The 18,490-nt window shown below is 60.5% G+C and carries 16 protein-coding genes; 9 read left to right on the top strand and 7 right to left on the bottom strand.

Translation table 11 applies throughout. From position 1 onward, the window contains the following. Window positions 1-168 precede the first annotated feature (168 nt). The 3 genes from AAIL66_RS18490 to prmB are packed head-to-tail and all read left to right on the top strand — an operon-like array spanning window position 169 to window position 3,532. On the top strand, window positions 169-1,338 hold the full coding sequence (locus AAIL66_RS18490) for a PilT/PilU family type 4a pilus ATPase (protein WP_034355447.1): 1,170 nt from the start codon (window positions 169-171) through the stop codon (window positions 1,336-1,338). 50 nt (window positions 1,339-1,388) lie between these two features. Further along, window positions 1,389-2,588 carry a succinyl-diaminopimelate desuccinylase gene (gene dapE / locus AAIL66_RS18485; protein ID WP_045840242.1) on the top strand — a complete coding sequence of 400 codons (1,200 nt, stop codon included), beginning with the start codon at window positions 1,389-1,391 and terminating at the stop codon, window positions 2,586-2,588. Next, window positions 2,585-3,532, top strand: a complete 948-nt coding sequence (gene prmB / locus AAIL66_RS18480; RefSeq protein ID WP_343497401.1) for a 50S ribosomal protein L3 N(5)-glutamine methyltransferase — start codon at window positions 2,585-2,587, stop codon at window positions 3,530-3,532. Before dapE ends, prmB begins: the two co-directional genes overlap by 4 nt. A 78-nt stretch (window positions 3,533-3,610) precedes the next feature. On the opposite strand, the gene AAIL66_RS18475 is transcribed toward prmB, so the two are convergent. Together AAIL66_RS18475 and AAIL66_RS18470 are read right to left on the bottom strand one after the other, a co-directional pair. Continuing rightward, the gene (locus AAIL66_RS18475) at window positions 3,611-3,787 is read right to left on the bottom strand and encodes a hypothetical protein (protein ID WP_343497400.1); all 177 of its coding nucleotides are present in this window, start codon (window positions 3,785-3,787) and stop codon (window positions 3,611-3,613) included. Window positions 3,788-3,790: 3 nt separating this feature from the next. Then, window positions 3,791-4,651, bottom strand: coding sequence for a ferritin-like domain-containing protein (locus AAIL66_RS18470; protein WP_054075646.1), 861 nt, complete (start codon window positions 4,649-4,651; stop codon window positions 3,791-3,793). A gap of 407 nt (window positions 4,652-5,058) precedes the next feature. Between AAIL66_RS18470 and AAIL66_RS18465 the strand changes: the two genes are divergently transcribed. Beyond that, window positions 5,059-7,107: an ATP-binding cassette domain-containing protein gene (locus AAIL66_RS18465; RefSeq protein WP_343497399.1), complete on the top strand. Its 2,049-nt coding sequence runs from the start codon at window positions 5,059-5,061 to the stop codon at window positions 7,105-7,107. A 178-nt stretch (window positions 7,108-7,285) separates the two neighbouring features. Further along, a complete protein-coding gene (locus AAIL66_RS18460; protein ID WP_003064982.1) occupies window positions 7,286-7,408 on the top strand; it encodes a hypothetical protein in 123 nt (40 codons plus the stop codon). 435 nt (window positions 7,409-7,843) lie between these two features. Here the strand turns inward: AAIL66_RS18460 and phbB are convergent, their stop codons facing one another. The 3 genes from phbB to AAIL66_RS18445 form a co-directional block, all read right to left on the bottom strand. Further along, a complete protein-coding gene (gene phbB / locus AAIL66_RS18455) occupies window positions 7,844-8,581 on the bottom strand; it encodes an acetoacetyl-CoA reductase (protein WP_003064980.1) in 738 nt (245 codons plus the stop codon). A gap of 260 nt (window positions 8,582-8,841) precedes the next feature. Beyond that, window positions 8,842-10,023 carry an acetyl-CoA C-acetyltransferase gene (locus tag AAIL66_RS18450; protein ID WP_063661254.1) on the bottom strand — a complete coding sequence of 394 codons (1,182 nt, stop codon included), beginning with the start codon at window positions 10,021-10,023 and terminating at the stop codon, window positions 8,842-8,844. Between the two features lie 145 nt (window positions 10,024-10,168). Continuing rightward, the gene (locus AAIL66_RS18445) at window positions 10,169-12,061 is read right to left on the bottom strand and encodes an alpha/beta fold hydrolase (protein WP_343497398.1); all 1,893 of its coding nucleotides are present in this window, start codon (window positions 12,059-12,061) and stop codon (window positions 10,169-10,171) included. 204 nt (window positions 12,062-12,265) lie between these two features. Between AAIL66_RS18445 and AAIL66_RS18440 the strand changes: the two genes are divergently transcribed. After that, entirely contained in the window at window positions 12,266-12,580 is a 315-nt protein-coding gene (locus AAIL66_RS18440; RefSeq protein ID WP_343497397.1) for a hypothetical protein, read from the top strand. Here AAIL66_RS18440 and AAIL66_RS18435 read toward each other — a convergent pair. Together AAIL66_RS18435 and maiA are read right to left on the bottom strand one after the other, a co-directional pair. After that, entirely contained in the window at window positions 12,497-13,414 is a 918-nt protein-coding gene (locus AAIL66_RS18435; protein WP_343497395.1) for a laccase domain-containing protein, read from the bottom strand. The two genes, AAIL66_RS18440 and AAIL66_RS18435, sit on opposite strands and share 84 nt — an antisense overlap. Before the next feature lie 10 nt (window positions 13,415-13,424). Next, on the bottom strand, window positions 13,425-14,090 hold the full coding sequence (gene maiA / locus AAIL66_RS18430; protein ID WP_343497394.1) for a maleylacetoacetate isomerase: 666 nt from the start codon (window positions 14,088-14,090) through the stop codon (window positions 13,425-13,427). Window positions 14,091-14,252: 162 nt separating this feature from the next. Between maiA and AAIL66_RS18425 the strand changes: the two genes are divergently transcribed. The 3 genes from AAIL66_RS18425 to AAIL66_RS18415 all read left to right on the top strand — a co-directional run bounded on the left by AAIL66_RS18425 (window position 14,253) and on the right by AAIL66_RS18415 (window position 18,415). Then, window positions 14,253-14,948 (top strand): fumarylacetoacetate hydrolase family protein, encoded by a 696-nt coding sequence (locus AAIL66_RS18425; RefSeq protein ID WP_034355597.1) that lies wholly within the window; start codon window positions 14,253-14,255, stop codon window positions 14,946-14,948. A gap of 134 nt (window positions 14,949-15,082) precedes the next feature. Continuing rightward, window positions 15,083-15,643 (top strand): NUDIX hydrolase, encoded by a 561-nt coding sequence (locus AAIL66_RS18420; RefSeq protein WP_343497391.1) that lies wholly within the window; start codon window positions 15,083-15,085, stop codon window positions 15,641-15,643. Between the two features lie 297 nt (window positions 15,644-15,940). Further along, window positions 15,941-18,415: an EAL domain-containing protein gene (locus tag AAIL66_RS18415; RefSeq protein ID WP_343497390.1), complete on the top strand. Its 2,475-nt coding sequence runs from the start codon at window positions 15,941-15,943 to the stop codon at window positions 18,413-18,415. Window positions 18,416-18,490 lie beyond the last annotated feature (75 nt).

Here is an 18,490-nt window from a genome sequence, read left to right as displayed (position 1 = left end):
ATGCAGACACCGCCATGGCCGCCCCCGCTCACAAGCCTGCCCGCTCCCGAGCGGGCAGGCTTTTTTCATGCTGGAAATCAGCTTTGCGCATCAAGCGCGACCTGCACCGAGTTGACACACGCTAACATGCGTGCACAGAGAGGCTGAGCGAAAAAGGATGAAGAAAAAATGAGCACCATGGAAAAAATTCTGCGTCTGATGTCCGAAAAAAAGGCTTCGGACGTCTATCTCTCCGCCCGTGCGCCGGCGCTGATCAAGATCAACGGTATCTGCATCCCCATCAACAATCAGGAGTTGCCGGTCGAAGCTCCGCTGGCCTTGCTCTCCGAAGTCGTCAAGCCGGAAGCCATAGAGGAGCTCAAACAGACAGGCGAGCTGAACATGGCCATACCCATGAGCGGCATAGGACGTTTTCGTATCAGCGCCATGCGCCAGCGTGGCTCCTACGCAGTTGTCGTGCGCTTCATCTCGCAGCAGGTGCCCTCGCGCGACAGCCTGAACCTGCCGTCCATTGTCAGCGAACTGGTCATGGAAAAGCGCGGCCTGGTGCTGGTCGTTGGCGCCACGGGCTCGGGCAAGAGCACGACACTGGCGACCATGATCGACGAACGCAACGACACGCTCACTGGCCATATCCTCACGGTGGAAGACCCCATCGAATACCAGTTTCGCAACAAGAAATCCATCGTCAACCAGCGTGAGGTCGGCACCGATACCAGTACCCTCGCAACCGCACTCAAGAATGCGCTGCGTCAGGCACCCGATGTGATTCTGATCGGCGAAATCCGCGACCGCGAGACCATGTCGGCCGCACTGGCCTATGCCCAGTCCGGCCATCTGTGCCTGGCAACCCTGCATGCCAACAACAGCTATCACACGCTCAATCGCATCCTGTCCTTCTTCCCCGAGGAGGTACGCCCCAGCATGCTGGGCGAGCTGGCCGCCTCGCTCAAGGCCGTGATCTCTCAGCGCCTGGTCCGTACCGTTACCGGCACCCGCGTGCCGGCCGTGGAAGTCATGCTCAATACCAAGCTCATCAGCGACATGATTGTCAAGGGCGACTTCGGTGGCGTGAAGGAGGCCATGGAAAAATCCATGGCCGAAGGCTCGCAGACCTTCGAGGACGCACTGGCAGCCCTGGTGCGCAGTGGCACAATTGAGCGCAGTGAAGCGCTGGCCTATGCCGACTCGCCCACCAATCTGATGTGGCGCATGGATAATGACGTCAGCCACGCGGCCACTGCTGCCAACGCCCCGGCCGTCACCGATGTGACTCTACCCGGCGATGACGATATGCCGTCCTTCACGGAAATCACCCTGGATGTCAGAACCGCCTGAAGCCGCCAGCCAAGGCGGCATAGGCATTGTTTTAGTTTGAAGCCCCCTCCATGTCCCGGACACTGCAACTGACCGAGCAGCTCATCAGCCTGCCCTCCGTCACCCCCGAAGATGCTGGCTGCCTTGAGCTGCTCGCCGATGCCCTGACACCCATGGGATTTACCTGCGAGCGGCTGGACAGCGGCCCCGCAGACTTCCGCGTACAAAACCTGTGGGCAAAGCGCGCTCCTGCGATTTCTCAGTCTACGCAAGGTGCTATCAATTCAGATAGGCCTGTGCTGGTCTTTGCCGGCCATACCGATGTGGTGCCACCCGGCCCGCTCAAGGAATGGACCAGCCCGCCTTTCGTGCCCATGCACCGCGACGGCAAGCTCTACGGCCGTGGTGCCAGCGACATGAAGACCTCCATCGCCGCCTTTGTCGTGGCGCTGGAGGAGTTTCTGCAGGCCACGCCCGAGCCCGCCTTCGACATCGCCCTGCTGCTGACCAGCGACGAGGAAGGCCCCTCGGTCGACGGCACCAAGGTCGTGGTCGAAGAGCTGCGCCAGCGTGGCGAGCGCCTGGACTGGTGCATCGTGGGCGAGCCCACCTCGGTCAAACAGACCGGCGACATGATCAAGAACGGTCGCCGCGGCACCATGAGCGGCAAGCTCACCGTCAACGGCGTGCAAGGTCATATCGCCTACCCGCAACTGGCACGCAACCCCATTCACGAGGCCTTGCCCGCACTCGCGGAACTCGCGGCCACGGTCTGGGACCGCGGCAATGCGTTCTTCCCGCCCACCAGCTGGCAGATCAGCAATATCCATGGCGGCACGGGCGCCAGCAACGTCATTCCCGGTCACGTGGTGATCGACTTCAATTTCCGCTTCTGCACCGAGTCCAGTTCCGACTCCCTGCAAAAGCGCGTACATGAAATCCTGGACCGCCATGGCGTCGAATACTCGCTGGTCTGGACCGTGGGCGGACAGCCTTTTCTGACCACACCGGGCACCCTGGTGCAGGCCGTGCAGGCCGCCATCAAGGATGAAACCGGACTGGATACCGAGCTATCCACCACGGGCGGCACCAGCGATGGCCGCTTCATCGCCCAGATCTGCCCTCAGGTCATCGAGATGGGCCCGCCCAATGCCAGCATCCACAAGATCGACGAACACATCGCCGTGGCCGATATCGAGCCCCTGAAAAACATCTACCGCAAGACTCTGGAACAACTCCAGCGCCAGCAGACCGCACCCCAGACCGCATGAGCACTACCAGCACAACCCTGATCTCCGGCAACACCGTTGCCGAACTGATTGCCAGCGGCACCCAGGCGCTCACCGCTGCCGGCGTGGCTTTTGGCCACGGCACGGCCACGGCCGAAGACGAAGCGGCCTGGCTGGTGCTCTGGAAGCTAGGCCTGCCCCTGGACAGCGAACTCACGCCCGGCGCTCCGGAATCTGTTGCAAATCAGCCTGTATCTCTTGATGCACAAGCGCAGATAGCTACTCTTTTTGAAGAACGTATCCGCAGCCGCAAGCCCGCAGCCTATCTGACGAACGAGGCCTGGCTTGTAGGAGTGCCCTTCTACATCGACGAGCGCTCCATCGTGCCGCGCAGCTTTATCGCCGAGCTGCTGGCCGATGGCAGCATCGACGGCTGGCTGTCCGACAAGACCGTGCAGGTGCTCGACCTATGCACCGGCAACGGCTCTCTGGCCTGCCTGGCCGCCATGGCCTATCCCGAAGTCCGGGTGACCGGTGCTGATATCTCGACCGATGCCCTGGCCGTCGCCCGCATCAATGTGGACAAGCACGGGCTGCAGGATCGCGTGACGCTGCTGGAAAGCAACGGCATGAGCCAGGTGCCCGGCCCCTGGGATCTGGTGCTGTGCAACCCGCCCTACGTGAACTCCGACAGCATGGGCAAGCTGCCTGCCGAGTACCAGGCCGAGCCCGAGCTGGCCCTGGCCGGCGGCGCCGACGGCATGGACTTCATCCGCCGACTGCTCGAGGACCTGCCCGCGCGCCTGAGCAAGGACGCCGTGGTGGTGCTGGAGATAGGCAATGAAAAGCCGTACTTCGAGGCAGCCTTCCCCGACCTGCCCGTGTTCTGGCTCGACACCAGCTCGGGTGACGAGCAGGTGCTGCTGATTACCGAAGAGGCGCTGCGCCACTGGTCCGAGGGCAATACCGCCGCCTTGCAGCTGTAAGTTCTTCGTCCCGCATCCAAGGCACAGGCTTCTCAAAGCCTTGTGCCTTTTTCTCTATTCAGGTCTTTGAACAAGCGCTCAAGCACGCTTTACCGCACTCGGATAGCGAGAACCGCCACCCGCAATCTGCAGGCCATCGCGCCTGCCTGCAAAGAAGCGGGCATTGAACTGCGCAGGCCCCGGATCCTCTTCCATCTCGAAGCCCGCCGTGCCCAGCAGTTCCGCCATGCGCTGCGGCGTGCTGGATGCATGCAAGACTCAGTACGACATCATGCGTGTTGCCAGCTTGGAGATGGGTGTGCGCACCATGCCCTCCACGCGTGCTGGCAGCAGCATGGGCTTGAGCAGCATGCGCACAGCCAGATCGGCAGGCAGGCGACGGCTGACCAGCTCGTAAATGCGCTGGGCCATGTCTTCGAAGCGAGTGCTGCTATCGGAGAAATAAGGACCCTTGTGCGCCCAGACATGACGCAGCGCGATATCCGAATCGCTCTCTCGCAACTCCTTGAGGCGGCCATACAGTGCCTTGGCAATGCGCGTGCGGCCCACAGGCGACTGCTGCTGCAGCTCCTTGAAGTACTTGAGAAAGTGCTTGAAGTGGTTGACCTCGTCGTTACGGATATTGCCCAGCAACTCGCTCAGAACCGGCTCGTCGCTGAGTTCGCGCAAGGTGTGATAGTAGGCCGTGGTGCCGGTTTCCACCACGCAGCGCGCCACCATTTCCAGGCGCGGGTCGGGGTAGAGCTCCTCCATGGTGCACAGCTGCGAATATTCGGCGAAAAAGCTGTCGTAGGCTTGCTGCCAGGGAAACTCCGGCCACACGGCTTCCACATAGGCCCGTAGTGCGCGTCCGTGCTGCAGTTCTTCGGACTCCCATTGATCCTTGAGCCAGACCGCGATCTCGGGCCAGGCAGCGTAATGCTCGGCCAGGTTGGCCGCATAGGTATCCGAGCCGGTTTCGATGAACGAGGCGCTCATCAGCAAGAAGAACAGATCCTGGTTGTGCTCTATGGCACTGCGATCGATGGCAGAGAAGTCAATGTCTTCAATGCGCCAGTGGGCAGAGCCGTTTCTGCTCGGGGTGGTTGAATGTGAAGAGAGGGACAGGTTTTGCTGCATCAGTTGTAGGACCGACATACTTAATCTGTCGGACTTCAGACTTAGAGATATGCCATCTTGTCGACATTTGGCCCTTACGCCATGTCAGATTACACCGACATTACAGGAGACTAACAATTCTTCAAATAGCCTTCTACAGGCTTTCATACCGACCTTCAAGCTGATTTTTTGAGTTGCGACCATGGATCTTCGCAGACTTCGCTATTTCAGCACCGTGCTGGAGTCTGCACCCAGGCCCCAAGCGTGTGAGCATGAGCTGAAATTCACCGAAACGATGATGGAGAACATAGGTCTTCAGGCCATATGAAAGCTCGGACAGACCTGCCACAACCGGGGCATCGCTACCGCCCTGCTCATTCCCTCAAGCTCCTGAGCCTGAGGGCATTCGCGGATAATCGACCCCAGTCATGATCAGTCTCAAGAACATCACGCTGCGCCGCGGCACCAAAGTCCTGCTCGACCAAGTCAGCACCACCATCAACCCGGGAGAGTCCGTCGGCCTTGTCGGCCGTAACGGTGCAGGCAAGTCCAGCCTGTTCGCCCTGCTCAATGGCAGCATCAGCGAAGACGGCGGTGATTTCTTCATCCCTCCTCAGTGGCGCATGGCACAGGTAGCCCAGCACATGCCGGAAACCGACGAATCAGCCACCCGGTTTGTTCTGGATGGCGACACGCGCCTGGCCGAGCTGAACGCCCAGTTGGCTGCCGCCGAAGCCTCTGGCGATGGTATGGAGATCGCCCAGGCCTATGTGGATCTGGCCGATGCCGGTGCACATGATGCTGAATCGCGCGCGCAAGCCCTGATTCTGGGTCTTGGCTTCAAGGTCTCCGAGCTGGATCACCCGGTCAACAGCTTCTCGGGCGGCTGGCGCATGCGTCTGCAGCTGGCCCGTGCACTGATGGCCCCCAGCGACCTGCTGCTGCTGGACGAACCCACCAACCACCTGGACCTGGATGCCCTGGTCTGGCTGGAAGCCTGGCTCAAGCGCTATAGCGGCACGATGATCGTCATCAGCCACGACCGCGAATTCCTGGACGCCATCACCAACGTCACACTGCAGATTCAGGGCGGGCAGATCAACCGCTACGGCGGCAATTACTCGCGCTTTGAGGAACTGCGTGCCCAGCAGCTGGAGCTGCAGGCGGCCAGCTTCGCCAAGCAGCAGGAAAAAATGGCCCATCTGCAGAAGTTCATTGACCGCTTCAAGGCCAAGGCCAGCAAGGCCAAGCAGGCACAAAGCCGGGTCAAGCAGCTCGAGCGCATGGAAAAGGTAGGGCCGGTGCTGGCCGAAGCCGAGTTCACCTTTGAATTCAAGGAACCCGCCAATCTGCCCAACCCCATGCTGGCGATTACCGATGCCAGCTTCGGCTATGAGGATGAAGACGGCAGGCAGACCACCATCCTGCGGGGCGTCAACCGCTCCGTGCTGGCAGGCCAGCGCATCGGTATTCTCGGGGCCAACGGCCAGGGCAAGTCGACCCTGGTCAAGACCATCGCCCGCGAGATGAAGGCGCTGGCCGGCACCGTCACCGAAGGCAAGGGCCTCAATATCGGCTACTTTGCCCAACAGGAACTCGACGTGCTGCGTCCCGGCGAGAACCCGCTGGAGCATATGACCCGTCTGGCCAGGGAGCTCGGCGCTGCCGCACCCGCCGCCAGCCGCGAACAGGACTTGCGCAACTGGCTGGGCACCTTCAACTTCAGCGGCGACATGGTCAAGCAGTCTGTGGGCAGCATGAGCGGTGGCGAAAAAGCCCGTCTGGTACTGGCCATGATCGTCTGGCAACGCCCCAATCTGCTGCTGCTGGACGAGCCTACCAACCACCTGGACCTGGCCACGCGCGAAGCGCTGGCCATGGCGCTCAACGACTTCGACGGCACCGTGATGCTGGTCTCCCACGACCGTCACCTGCTTCGCGCCGTATGTGAAGACTTCTGGATGGTGGGCCGCGGCGTTGTCGGCCCGTTCGATGGCGACCTGGATGACTACCAGCGTTATCTGCTCGAAGAGTCCAAGCGCTTGCGTGAAGAAGCACGCAATGCCGAACAGCAGACCAACAGCACGCCAGCGGTGCAAACTCCGGTAGAACTCAAGCCAGTTACGCCTGAAGCCCCTTCTACAAAAGCGCTGGACGCTCTGAAAACAGAATCATTCCCTGACACCGTGGCTGACCCCAAGGAAGCCCGTCGCCTCGCCGCTGCAGCTCGCCAGCAACTGGCCGAAAAGACCAAGCCCTTCAAGAAAGAGCTGGAACAGATCGACAAGACGCTGCCCAAGCTCAATGCCCAGCGCGGCGCGCTGGAAGAAAAGCTGGCCACGCCCGGACTATCCGGTGGCGATATCGTGGAAGCGGGCAAGCAGCTGAGTGCCGTCAACGCTGAAATCGATCAACTGGAAGAGCGCTGGCTGGAGCTTTCGGAGCAGATCGAAGCCCTGACCACCGAAACCTGCTAAGGCCAGGAAAAGCCCTGCCATTGACCAGCTTTGGCAGGGCGCTCTTCATTTTGAACATGCATGCCGGCTGCTGAAAACATCAGCAAACGCGAGTTGCATTTTCTTGCGCTGTTGATTCAGCTTCTTGTCAACCTGCAGTTCAGGCCAGGCGTTGAACCACTCAAAGGAGTGAACTGCAATGACCACCACTGTTACCGACACCGCCAAAGCCCAGCCCGCACAGGCCGCAGCAGCTATGTCTCTGATGGCTTGGCCCTGGGACGAACGTGATCGCAAGCGTGCCCCCGCCTTTGCAGCCTGATTATCACTGGATAAAAGAACAGGTAAAAAATTTCCAAAAAGCTGTCAACGAGCTGAATCCGTCAGACGTTAAACAGACATACAGGAGAGATTCCAATGCAAACCACGAACATCATGTCCATCTGGCCCGAAGACGAGCGCGATCGCAAGCGCTAAGCGCTCGCCGCGCAACACTGTGCAGACCAAAGCGCAGTGTGTTGCAGCCAGGTGCCCGGGCAGTCGGCACTGATAGGCCAAAGAAGCATCAGCCTTGCTGCCCTGCGCTCAACCAGTCGCTTTGTAAAGCGGCACAAAAACCCAAGACCCGCATGAATGATCTCTGCGGGTTTTGTCATTTGGGCATCGTCCCGCTCTTTGCCCGCAGGCTTGCAGGGAAAAGCAGCAGCGACATGAAAAAAGGAGCCTGAGCTCCTTTTTGCCGAATGCCTGAAAAGGCTTAGTGCATATGCAGGCCGCCGTTGACCGCAAAGTCCGCACCTGTGGAATAGCTGCCCTCTTCCGAAGCCAGCCAGGAGATGATGGAGGCGATCTCCGCAGGCTCGCCCAGACGCTTGACGGGTACGCCCGCCACGATCTTTTCGAGCACATCGGGACGAATTGCCTTGACCATATCGGTGCCGATGTAACCAGGGCTGACTGTATTCACGGTCACACCCTTGGCAGCCAACTCTTGAGCCAGCGCCATGGTGAAGCCATGCATGCCGGCCTTGGCAGCCGAGTAGTTGGTCTGTCCGGCCTGTCCCTTGGCGCCGTTGACCGAGCTGATGTTGATGATTCGGCCCCAGCCCTTTTCCACCATGTCTGCCACCACCTGCTTGGTGACATTGAACATGGAGTTGAGGTTGGTTTCGATGACCGACTTCCAGTCGTCCGGCGTCATCTTGACGAACATGCGGTCGCGGGTGATACCCGCGTTGTTCACCAGCACATCGATGTTGCCGTGCTCTGCCTTGGTCTGGTTGAAGGCTTCGACGGTGGATTCCCAATCCCCCACATTGCCAACCGAGGCATAAAACGTGTAACCCAATTGCGCCTGCTCGTCCAGCCACTTGCGGTAGTCGCGCGATGGTCCGCAACCCGCGATCACCTTGAAGCCATCCTTATGCAAACGCTGGCAGATTGCGGTACCGATACCGCCCATGCCCCCCGTGACGTACGCTACTTTCTGACCCATTCATCTCTCCTGTCAATCAATGGTTATTTCACGATCACACTATCAACGATAAGAATTCTGAGGAATTGCTTATCGTTTTGAACGCCACACACCCTGCACGCTGGCCATGCCAGTATGCAATCGAGTAGGTCCGAATGAACCCGCTTTCGCCGTGGTTTACCTCGTGATCTTCCCTAGGGTCGATGGGAGGCTGGCATCAGCGGGGTTCCCAGACTGCGCCAGCCTTCAGGAGCACCGGAGCAGTCTGCAATCCTGAAGCCTCAGCAGGCTTCCACAGCCATAGCAACACCCATGCCACCGCCGATGCACAGGCCGGCCAGGCCCTTCTTGGCACCGCTGCGCTGCATTTCATGCAGCAGCGTCACCAGAATGCGGCAGCCCGATGCACCAATGGGGTGACCGATGGCGATGGCACCGCCGTTGACGTTGACCTTGGCGGCGTCAATGCCCAGATCCTGATTCACCGCGCAGGCCTGTGCGGCAAAGGCTTCGTTGAGTTCAAACAGGTCCACATCGGCAGCCTTCCAGCCGGCGCGATCCAGCGCCTTGCGCGTGGCATAGACAGGACCCAGGCCCATGACCTCTGGAGCCAGGCCGCTGGTGGCATAAGACACGATCTTGGCCAGGGGCTTGAGGCCCAGTGCCTTGGCCTTGGCCGCCGTCATCACCACCACGGCGGCGGCACCGTCGTTCAGACCCGAGGCATTGCCGGCCGTCACCGAACCTGCCTTGTCGAAAGCGGGCTTGAGGGTGGCCAGCACATCGGCATTGGTCTTGCGGTTGACGTATTCGTCACTGTCGAACACGATGGGGTCCCCCTTGCGCTGGGGAATGCTCACGGGAACGATTTCGTCCTTGAACTTGCCAGCATCCTGCGCGGCCGCAGCCTTTTGCTGGCTGGCCAGCGCCAGCGCATCCTGCTGCGCGCGGCTGACGTTCTTTTCCTTGGCCACGTTCTCGGCAGTGATGCCCATGTGGTATTGGTTGTAGACATCCCACAGACCGTCCACGATCATGGTGTCCACCATCTTCCAGTCACCCATACGCTGGCCGTCACGCGAATTGGGCACGGCATGGGGCGACAGGCTCATGTTTTCCTGGCCTCCGGCAACCACGATTTCGCTGTCTCCCGTTGCCACGGCCTGAGCTGCCAGCATCACGGCCTTAAGGCCGGAGCCGCAGACGGCATTGATCGTCAGCGCAGGTGTCTCCTTGGCAATGCCGGCCGCCATCATGGCCTGACGCGCAGGATTCTGCCCGGCCGCCGCCGTCAACACCTGACCCATGATGACTTCACCGACCTGGTCCTTGCCCACCTTGGCACGAGCCAGAGCCTCGGAAATCACGGTCGCACCCAGCTGGGTTGCAGGAATCTTGGCCAGAGAGCCGCCGAACTTGCCGACCGCCGTACGCACGGCGGAAACGATAACGATGTCTTCCATTGCTGACGAACCTTTCTAGGTTTCTTACAAGTGATGCATGCGTGCGGGTTGCATCCTGTTCATCGTGCCACCCGCCGCTTCCTATCACGGTGCGAGCCTTGTTTGCTGCACCGCAATATGGAACTGATTGTGCCTCAGGCCTCGCTCAGGCTTTTGACAGAACGTAGCGACCCGGAGCATCTTCGATGGCTTCATAGGCACGTGCACGGCCATAGCTCTTGGGAGCCGCGAGCTGCTTGCCTGCATGGCTGCCCAGCCAGGCACTCCAGTCCGTCCACCAACTGCCCGGATACTCCGTGGCCTCGGCCAGCCAATCGTTGAACGCCTCGGGAAACTCGCCATCCTCACGCAGCCAGTGGCTGCGCTTGTTCTTGGCCGGCGGGTTGATGACGCCGGCGATATGGCCGGAGGCACCCATCACGAAACGACGCTCACCGCCCAGTACCTGCGACGAGGCATAGGCCGCCGCAACAGGAACGATGTGGTCCTCGCGCGAGCCGTAGATATAGACCGGCATCTTGAGCTGGCTCATGCCTATCTTCTCGCCGCACACGGTCAGCACGCCGGGCTTGATCAGGTTGTTCTCCAGGTAGAGATTGCGCAGATACCAGGCGTAGAACGGGCCGGGAAGATTGGTGGAGTCGCTGTTCCAGTAAAGCAGATCGAATGGCGGCGGTGTCTCGCCCTTGAGGTAGTTGCCCACCACATAGTTCCAGACCAGATCATTCGGGCGCAGAAAGCTGAAGGTGGATGCCATGTCCTGGCCCTTCATCAGCCCGCCTTTGCCCATTTGCATCTCACGCAGGCGCACCATGTTTTCATCAATGAAGATGTCCAGAATGCCTGTGTCGCGGAAGTCGATCAGCGTGGTCAGCAGCGTCATGCTGGCTACGGGAAAAGCATGGGCCTCCACCTTGGCCGCAGCAGTTTTGCTGCCCGTCTTTGCAGCCGCAGCGCGGCTGCGGGGCTTGGCAGCTTGCGGCTGTCCATGCTCGCGGGCATGGCGTGCAGCCAGCACTGCCATGGCAGTGGAGAGCATGGTGCCGCCCACACAGAAACCCAGCACATTGATCTGCGGCGCCTCGCAGATATCCTGAACCGTGCTCACAGCCTTGAGCACGCCATCTTCGATGTAGTCATCCCAGCTCTTGTGCGCCTGGCTTTCGTCGGGATTGCGCCAACTGACCACAAAGGTGCGATGCCCCTGGCTGACGGCATAGCGAATCACGGAGTTGTCCGGCTGCAAGTCCAGAATGTAGAACTTGTTGATGCAGGGCGGCACCATCAGAAAAGGCTTCTCGAATACCTTGGCAGTCAGTGGCTTGTATTCGATGAGCTGGAACAGCTCGTTCTCGAAAACCACCGCGCCTTCGGTGGTCGCCACGTTCTTTCCCACGGTGAACAGGCTTTCGTCGGTCATGGAGACATGGCCCTGGCGCATGTCGGCCAGCAGATTGGCAATACCCTGAGCCAGGCTCTCGCCCTTGGTTTCAACAACCTTGTTGAGCGCATCGGCGTTCAGTGCCAGAAAATTGCTGGGCGCCATGGCTGCCACCCATTGCTCGACCGCAAAACGCACGCGATTGCGTGTTTTTTCATCGCCCTGCACCGCTTCGGCCATACCGGTCAGCATGCGACTGCCCAGCAGGTAGTTGGCTGCGGCCATCGATGCAACGGGATTGGCGCTCCACTCTGGCTTGGCAAAGCGCTTGTCCTTGGACAGCAGGGCCTGAATCTGTTTGCCATCTGCCAACGACTGCACCGACTGCAGGTATTCCTGCTGCAGCCCCTGCAGTTTGGCCGCATCGAACTGCACCGCTTGAGCCGACCCCGTTGCCATCTGGGGCATGGCCGATTGCATGGCATCCATGATTCCAGCCCAAGGGTTGGGTGCGGGCCCCAGACCTGGCATGGCGCTGAGCCCCATGGGAGCACCGGACTGCATCTGCTGAAGCGTCTGGAGGCTCTTGCTCCACTGCTCCTGCCAGAATTGTTGAATGGATTGGCCAGCCTGGCCCCAGCTCGGGTCAAAATTCATGCTTACATCCTAGTCAAGGCAAGCGACCGGCGATCTCAGGGTCTGGGGACGCTTGCGGAATCTGCAATACGGCTCACACGGCGGCATTGTCACCTATGTGCCAGGCAGTTCCGACAAGAAGCGGCCTCATTTTGCCGTTATGAAGCTGTTTTGACACAAAACAACCCGAAGCCAGCATGCTTTCTGGCTCACTACAGAAACACCATGTACCTCATTGCCATCGCCTGGATGTACGTTGTCGTGATGATGACGATCGCCGAGGCAGCCAGCCCCGGCGGCACCCTGCTGGGTGCATTTTTCACCTTCGTGCTCTACGGTCTGCTGCCGCTTTCCATCGTGCTCTACATACTGGGCACGCCGGCCAGAAAGCGCCGCCTCAAAGCCCGGCAGGAACAGGAAGCGCTAGCTGCAGAACACGAGCCTCCCAGCCCCGGCTCAGGCATCGCGCCAGATGCTGGCAGCCAGCCGCCCGCTGCCGCCCAGACGAGCGGCGTCGCGCCGGTGCGAGAAGAAACGTGATGCATTGCTGACCGTGCACCAGGGCCGGCTGCCATCGTTGCCGAAGATTGCAGCAATGCCCAATGCAGCAAGCCTCTGGCGTGCCAGTTGCGCCAGATCGGCCAGATATTTGATGCTGCTGCCAGGTACAGGCACAAAGTGTCGTGCCGCATCGGCGTCATGCGCCACGAAGATATCGCGCACTTCGGCCCCCACTTCAAAGGACTCGGAACCTATGCATGGGCCCAGCCAGGCCTGAGTGCGGGCGGCAATCCGGGACGGCTTCGTGTCGGCCGCCGAAAGCGATTGCTGCGCCTGCACTTTCCGGGAAAAAGACTCGAAAAGCGCCTCCAGCACACCGCCGTGCAACGGCCCCTCAGACTGCTGTCTGCCGGGCGGCATGCCGGCCAGACCACGCCAGCCCGCATGGGCCGCGCCCACGACCAGCCCCGAATCATGGGCCAGCAACACGGGCAGACAGTCCGCCACCATGACGGTGCAGACCACGCCTGCATCATCGGTCACGCAGGCATCGAAGGCCGCACCATTGGACTCGGCCACATTGTCTGCGTCCAGCGTCAGCACGTCCACGCCATGCACCTGCTGCAAGTACGCCGTGCAGGCACCAGGGGTGCGGGCCTGCAGCGCCGCATTGAACAGTTCACGGTTGCGGCGCACGTGAGCGGGGTTGTCGCTTACGTGGTCGCCCAGGTTCATGCTGCCCCAGGGTGCCTGACTGACGCCGCCCTCGCGCGAGGTGCAGATGGCATGCACGCCGGGCAGAGCCGGCCAGTCCGGGACCAGCCAGGAGTCAGGCCAGAGGTCCGGTGGACCCGGCCTATAGGTCTCGCTCATGACGCCCTCTTCACTCAGCATCCGGACAGGCCGAAGGATGGGCCTGCTGGAAAGCCGGCAAGGCGTTGCATCGCTCGACCACGTCCATCAGGCGCGGCAGAGCCTCGAGATTCACATTGAAGCGCTGGGCGTTGTAGATCTGCGGGACCAGGCAGCATTCGGCCAGCGTGGGCGCGTCACCCCAGCAAAACGTCGACGGCGCCAGGCCCATGGCCTTGCGTTCGGCATCCAGCAGCGCCAGCTGACGCTCGAAGGCTTCCAGACCGGAGCGCACCCAGTGCGCATACCAGCCATTCTTGGCCTCGTCGCTGGCCCCCATTTCGTGCACCAGGTACTTGAGCACGCGCAGATTGTTGAGCGGATGGATCTCGCAAGCCACCATCTGCGCCAATGCGCGCACATGGGCACGGCCCAGTGCATCCCTGGGCAGCAATGGTGTTTCAGCATGGGTCTCATCGAGATATTCGATGATGGCCATGGACTGCGTGAGCCAGTGCCCCTCGTCCGTCACCAGTGCGGGCACCAGCGCGTCACCCACATGGGAGGCATAGGCCGCAGCCTTTTGTTCGCCGCGCACCAGATGCACGGGCACGGAGTCATAGGACAGCCCCTTGAGTTGCAGCGCAATGCGCACACGGTAAGAGGCGGAAGAACGGAAATAGGTATGCAGCTTCATGATGCGAGCAGCATAGCGCGAGCCGCACGGACTGGCATTTTCCCTAGGGCCGGAATACGTAAAAGCCGTCATCTGCCACGCCGTCTCCGGGCCTGCATCGTGGCACACTGCTTGCCACATCAACCATTGCTGATTTCAGCGCGTGTTCTTGCCGAGGACTTCATGAGTTACGTGTTCAATCCCCCTGCCGTTGCCAGCCTGCCTGTTGTGGGCCGCGGCGAGCGCTTTCCCATTCACCGCATCTACTGCGTGGGCCGCAACTATGAGGATCACGCCAAGGAAATGGGCTTTACCGGCCGCGAGCCACCGTTCTTCTTCATGAAGCCTGCGGACGCGACCGTGGCAGTGGAAGCCGGCAGCACCACCACCGTGGCCTATCCCACGCTGACCCAGAATCTGCACCATGAAATCGAGCTGGTCGTTGCCATCGGCAAGGCCGGCAAGAACATCAAGGCAGCCGATGCACTGCAGTACATCTACGGCTATGCCGTGGGTCTGGACATGACACGCCGCGACCTGCAAAACGACATGAAGAAGCAAGGCCGCCCCTGGTGTATCGGCAAGGCTTTCGAGCAATCCGCCCCCATAGGCCCCATCACGCCAGCCGATCGGGCGGGAGACATCGTCAACGCCGAGATTTCGCTGCAGGTCAATGGTGACTATCGCCAGCGCAGCCACATCCACAAGCTGATCTGGAATATCGCCGAAACCATTGAGCATCTCTCCAGCGCCTGGGAGCTGCAGCCCGGCGACCTGATCATGACCGGCACCCCCGAGGGCGTGGCCGCCGTGGTCAAGGGCGATGTGCTGGAAGGCGCAGTCACCGGACTTGAATCCATCAAGATCCAGATCGCCTAAGAATCCCTGGCGCACAGGCAGTTAGCGCCGGCCAGGTACTCCGGGAGTCGCACCGCAAGGTGTGACTCCCTTTTTCATAGCTGTTTGCGCATGTTGTACCTGCGCTAGCGGCCTGATTTGCTTATAGTTGCGGAATGATTTTTCGCAGCCCCATCAAGTTCTGCCGCAATTGCGGCACCGCAGTCACCTACCGCGTTCCTGACGATGGGGATACGCGCGAGCGTGCCGTTTGCCCGGCCTGCCACACCATCCACTATGAAAACCCGCTCAATGTGGTCGGCACCCTGCCCGTGATGGACGACGGGCGCGTGCTGCTGTGCAAGCGCAACATCGAGCCGCGCCGCGGCAAATGGACGCTGCCTGCAGGCTTCATGGAGCTGGCCGAAACCACCAGCCGCGGAGCCCAGCGCGAAACCGACGAGGAAGCCGGAGCCGACATCGAGCTGGGCAGGCTGTTCAGTCTCATCAACGTGCCCCAGGTAGGACAGGTCCATCTCTTCTATCTGGCCCGCCTCAAAAGTGCGCAGTTCTACCCCGGACCCGAGACCATGGAGGCCCAGTTGTTCGCCGAGGCAGACATCCCCTGGGAAGAAATCGCGTTTCGCACCGTCAAGCTCACCCTGGAGCACTTCTTTGCCGACCGCAGGGCCGGCGTGCTGGAGCAGCCGCAGGTGCACTGCATAGACCTGCTCTGAATCGGCCAGATTGGTTACCCACTTTCTCACAGAAAACACCGCTCTGTCTTGGGGGTACAGAGGAAGTTGTCCGACGCCAGGCTCACTTCTACAGGCCAAAAATTACCAATGAATACAAATTGCGTGTGATCTGACATACCTCCTACGCAATACCGTGAAAGGTCAAGCCATGAGAGCGGGCATCGTGACGGCGTTCTGATCGTCAGCAGGCACATTGCCTTCTGGCTGTTTCATACCAGTTTGCCTTGTCGATGCCCTGACTCATGCATTTACAGTCAATTTACTGGATGAGGCGTCATGAAGGCATCTTTGAGCCCCACACTGAAGTCTCAACAATTGCTGCAGCGCGTCTGGGCTTTTGCGCTCCTGGCACTGATCCTGATGCTCAGCGCCAGCTGCAGCCTTTACCTGCTCTCCGCCGTGCGAGCGTTTGTCAACGGAGAAAGTCTCTGGTCCAAGGCCCAGAAAGATGCGATTTACTCGCTTTCCCGCTACGCGGATGAAGGCAACCCGATCGACTTCGCCCATTATCAGCGGGCCTTGCAGGTGCCGCGTGGCGATGCCGAGGCACGTATTGCCCTCTACGACAAGCCTCTGCGCCTGGACCTGGCGCGCAAAGGCATAGAGCAAGGCCAGAACCACCCCGATGATGTCAGCTCCCTCATCTGGCTGCTGCGCACATTCCGCTATTTCAGCTGGGTGCAGGAGCCCGTCGCGTACTGGAAGATGGGTGACGAGTACCTGAATCAGCTCGATACACTGGCCCAGGAAATCCGGCATGGATACGAAGTCGGCAACATCAGCCGCGAAAACATTGCCACCTGGAAGCGCGAGATCGACCTGATCAACCAGGGCGTGACAGCCCTGACCAGGGCCTTCAGCGACTCTCTGGGCCAAAGCTCGCGCAATATCGTCTGGCTGCTGCTCGCCCTCAACGGCGCCCTGGCCATTGGCCTGGTGAGCCTGTGGGTCTGGAATACCTGGCGCCTGATCCTGCTGCGAGAGCAGGTTCAAGACGGCCTCAACAGCGAAAAAGAGCGCGCGGAGACCACGCTGGCAGCGCTCAGCGATGCGGTCATCACCACCAATGCCAAGGGCATGGTCAACTATGTCAACCCCGCCGCCATAGGTCTGCTGGGTCTGCAAAAGCAAAGCTATCTGGACAGGCCCATCAAGCAGGTGTTGCAGTTCTACACCATGGACGCCTCCATCACCAGCGAAGGCCTGCTCGCACAGCTTGTCAATGACACCAAGGAGACCACCGTCGTGCGCGACGAGCAAACGCACTGGGTTCGCCGCACCGACCACAGCATCGTGCCGGTCAAGGTGCTGGGCTCCGCCATGCAGCGCGATGCTCAAGCATCGGGGGCAGTCTTCGTGCTGCGCGATGTGTCACGCGAGCAGCAGTACATGGACCAGATTTCCTGGAATGCACGCCATGACACGCTGACGGGGCTGGAAAATCGCGGGGAATTCGAGCGGCGGCTGCAAAAAATGCTGACCCAGGGTCTGCACCAGGTCAAGCCCTACGCTCTTCTCTACATCGACCTGGACCAGTTCAAGCTCATCAACGAAACCAGCGGCCATGCCGCCGGTGATGAGGTGCTGTGTGAAGTCTCTCGCATGTTGCAGGCCAATCTGCGCGAAACCGATTGCCTGGCGCGCATGGGCGGCGACGAGTTTGCCGTGCTGCTGGAGAACTGCCCTCCTTCCAACGTCGCGAGCATTGCCGAGAAGCTGCGCCTGGCAGCCCAGCAATTGCAAACCACCTGGGGAGAGAAGATACTACGCACCGGCTTTTCGATCGGTGCCGTGCATGTCCCCGGTGATGCGGTCAATGCCTCCGATCTGCTGCGCATGGTCGATATGGCCTGCTATCAGGCCAAGGAGCGCGGGCGCAACAAGGTCTTTTTCTACAAGGCCGAGGACGGAATCTACAGCCGCTATGTCAGCGAAATGGAATGGGCCACACGCATTCGTACCGCACTGGACGAAGACCGCTTCTGCCTCTATGCCCAGAGCATTGCGCCGCTGCAGGCCCGCAAGCATCGCCGCCACAGCGGCATGCACTTCGAAGTCCTGCTGCGCCTGCGCGATGAAAACGGCCAGATCCTGGCCCCCGGACATTTCATACCCGCCGCCGAGCGCTACGGCCTGATGCCATCGCTTGACCGCTGGGTGATCACCAGGGCCCTGCAGACACTGGCGCAGCAGCCCGGACACGCCAAGCTGGTGGAAACCTGCGCCATCAACCTCTCCGGTCCCAGCCTGGATGACGACGGCCTGCTGGAATTTGTGAAGGAGCAGTTGCAGCAGCACGCAATTGCGCCGCAAAAGCTATGTTTCGAAATCACCGAAACCAGCGCCATTGGCAACCTCAGCAATGCCACACGGCTGATTCAGTCGCTGCGCGCCCTGGGTTGCCGTTTTGCCCTGGACGACTTCGGCGTCGGCATGTCGTCGCTGACCTATCTGAAACAGTTGCCCGTCGACTATCTCAAGATCGACGGCGGCTTTGTGCGTGACATGCTCAAGGACAAGGGAGACCACGCCATGGTGGAGATGATCAATCGCATCGGCCAGACACTGGGCAAAAAGACCATTGCCGAGTTTGTCGAGAGCCGCGAGATCGCCGAGGAACTCATGACCATGGGCGTGGATTATGTGCAGGGCTACGCCATCGCCCGCCCCAAACCCATGAACAGCGAATACTTTGCCCCCACGCAGGAAAACCAGCTGCCCCAGTGGTGCGGGGCTCTGGCCATGGGCTGACAGCAGCGCATGCCAATACGAAAAAAAACGACGCATCAAGCGTCGTTTTTTTGTCGGCGGCAGTCAGGCTGCAGC

Origin of the sequence: Comamonas sp. F1-6, assembly GCF_039581415.1 — a bacterium.
Lineage (GTDB): Bacteria > Pseudomonadota > Gammaproteobacteria > Burkholderiales > Burkholderiaceae_C > Comamonas > Comamonas thiooxydans.
This window is presented reverse-complemented; position numbering and strand designations above follow the sequence as displayed.

What these genes read in the sequence shown, in the direction of transcription:
- AAIL66_RS18490 (WP_034355447.1), top strand. Translation starts at nt 169, where the DNA reads ATGAGCACCATGGAAAAAATTCTGCGTCTGATGTCCGAAAAAAAGGCT.
- dapE (WP_045840242.1), top strand. Translation starts at nt 1,389, where the DNA reads ATGTCCCGGACACTGCAACTGACCGAGCAGCTCATCAGCCTGCCCTCC.
- prmB (WP_343497401.1), top strand. Translation starts at nt 2,585, where the DNA reads ATGAGCACTACCAGCACAACCCTGATCTCCGGCAACACCGTTGCCGAA.
- AAIL66_RS18470 (WP_054075646.1), bottom strand. Translation starts at nt 4,651, where the DNA reads ATGCAGCAAAACCTGTCCCTCTCTTCACATTCAACCACCCCGAGCAGA.
- AAIL66_RS18465 (WP_343497399.1), top strand. Translation starts at nt 5,059, where the DNA reads ATGATCAGTCTCAAGAACATCACGCTGCGCCGCGGCACCAAAGTCCTG.
- AAIL66_RS18460 (WP_003064982.1), top strand. Translation starts at nt 7,286, where the DNA reads ATGACCACCACTGTTACCGACACCGCCAAAGCCCAGCCCGCACAGGCC.
- phbB (WP_003064980.1), bottom strand. Translation starts at nt 8,581, where the DNA reads ATGGGTCAGAAAGTAGCGTACGTCACGGGGGGCATGGGCGGTATCGGT.
- AAIL66_RS18450 (WP_063661254.1), bottom strand. Translation starts at nt 10,023, where the DNA reads ATGGAAGACATCGTTATCGTTTCCGCCGTGCGTACGGCGGTCGGCAAG.
- AAIL66_RS18445 (WP_343497398.1), bottom strand. Translation starts at nt 12,061, where the DNA reads ATGAATTTTGACCCGAGCTGGGGCCAGGCTGGCCAATCCATTCAACAA.
- AAIL66_RS18440 (WP_343497397.1), top strand. Translation starts at nt 12,266, where the DNA reads ATGTACCTCATTGCCATCGCCTGGATGTACGTTGTCGTGATGATGACG.
- AAIL66_RS18435 (WP_343497395.1), bottom strand. Translation starts at nt 13,414, where the DNA reads ATGAGCGAGACCTATAGGCCGGGTCCACCGGACCTCTGGCCTGACTCC.
- maiA (WP_343497394.1), bottom strand. Translation starts at nt 14,090, where the DNA reads ATGAAGCTGCATACCTATTTCCGTTCTTCCGCCTCTTACCGTGTGCGC.
- AAIL66_RS18425 (WP_034355597.1), top strand. Translation starts at nt 14,253, where the DNA reads ATGAGTTACGTGTTCAATCCCCCTGCCGTTGCCAGCCTGCCTGTTGTG.
- AAIL66_RS18420 (WP_343497391.1), top strand. Translation starts at nt 15,083, where the DNA reads ATGATTTTTCGCAGCCCCATCAAGTTCTGCCGCAATTGCGGCACCGCA.
- AAIL66_RS18415 (WP_343497390.1), top strand. Translation starts at nt 15,941, where the DNA reads ATGAAGGCATCTTTGAGCCCCACACTGAAGTCTCAACAATTGCTGCAG.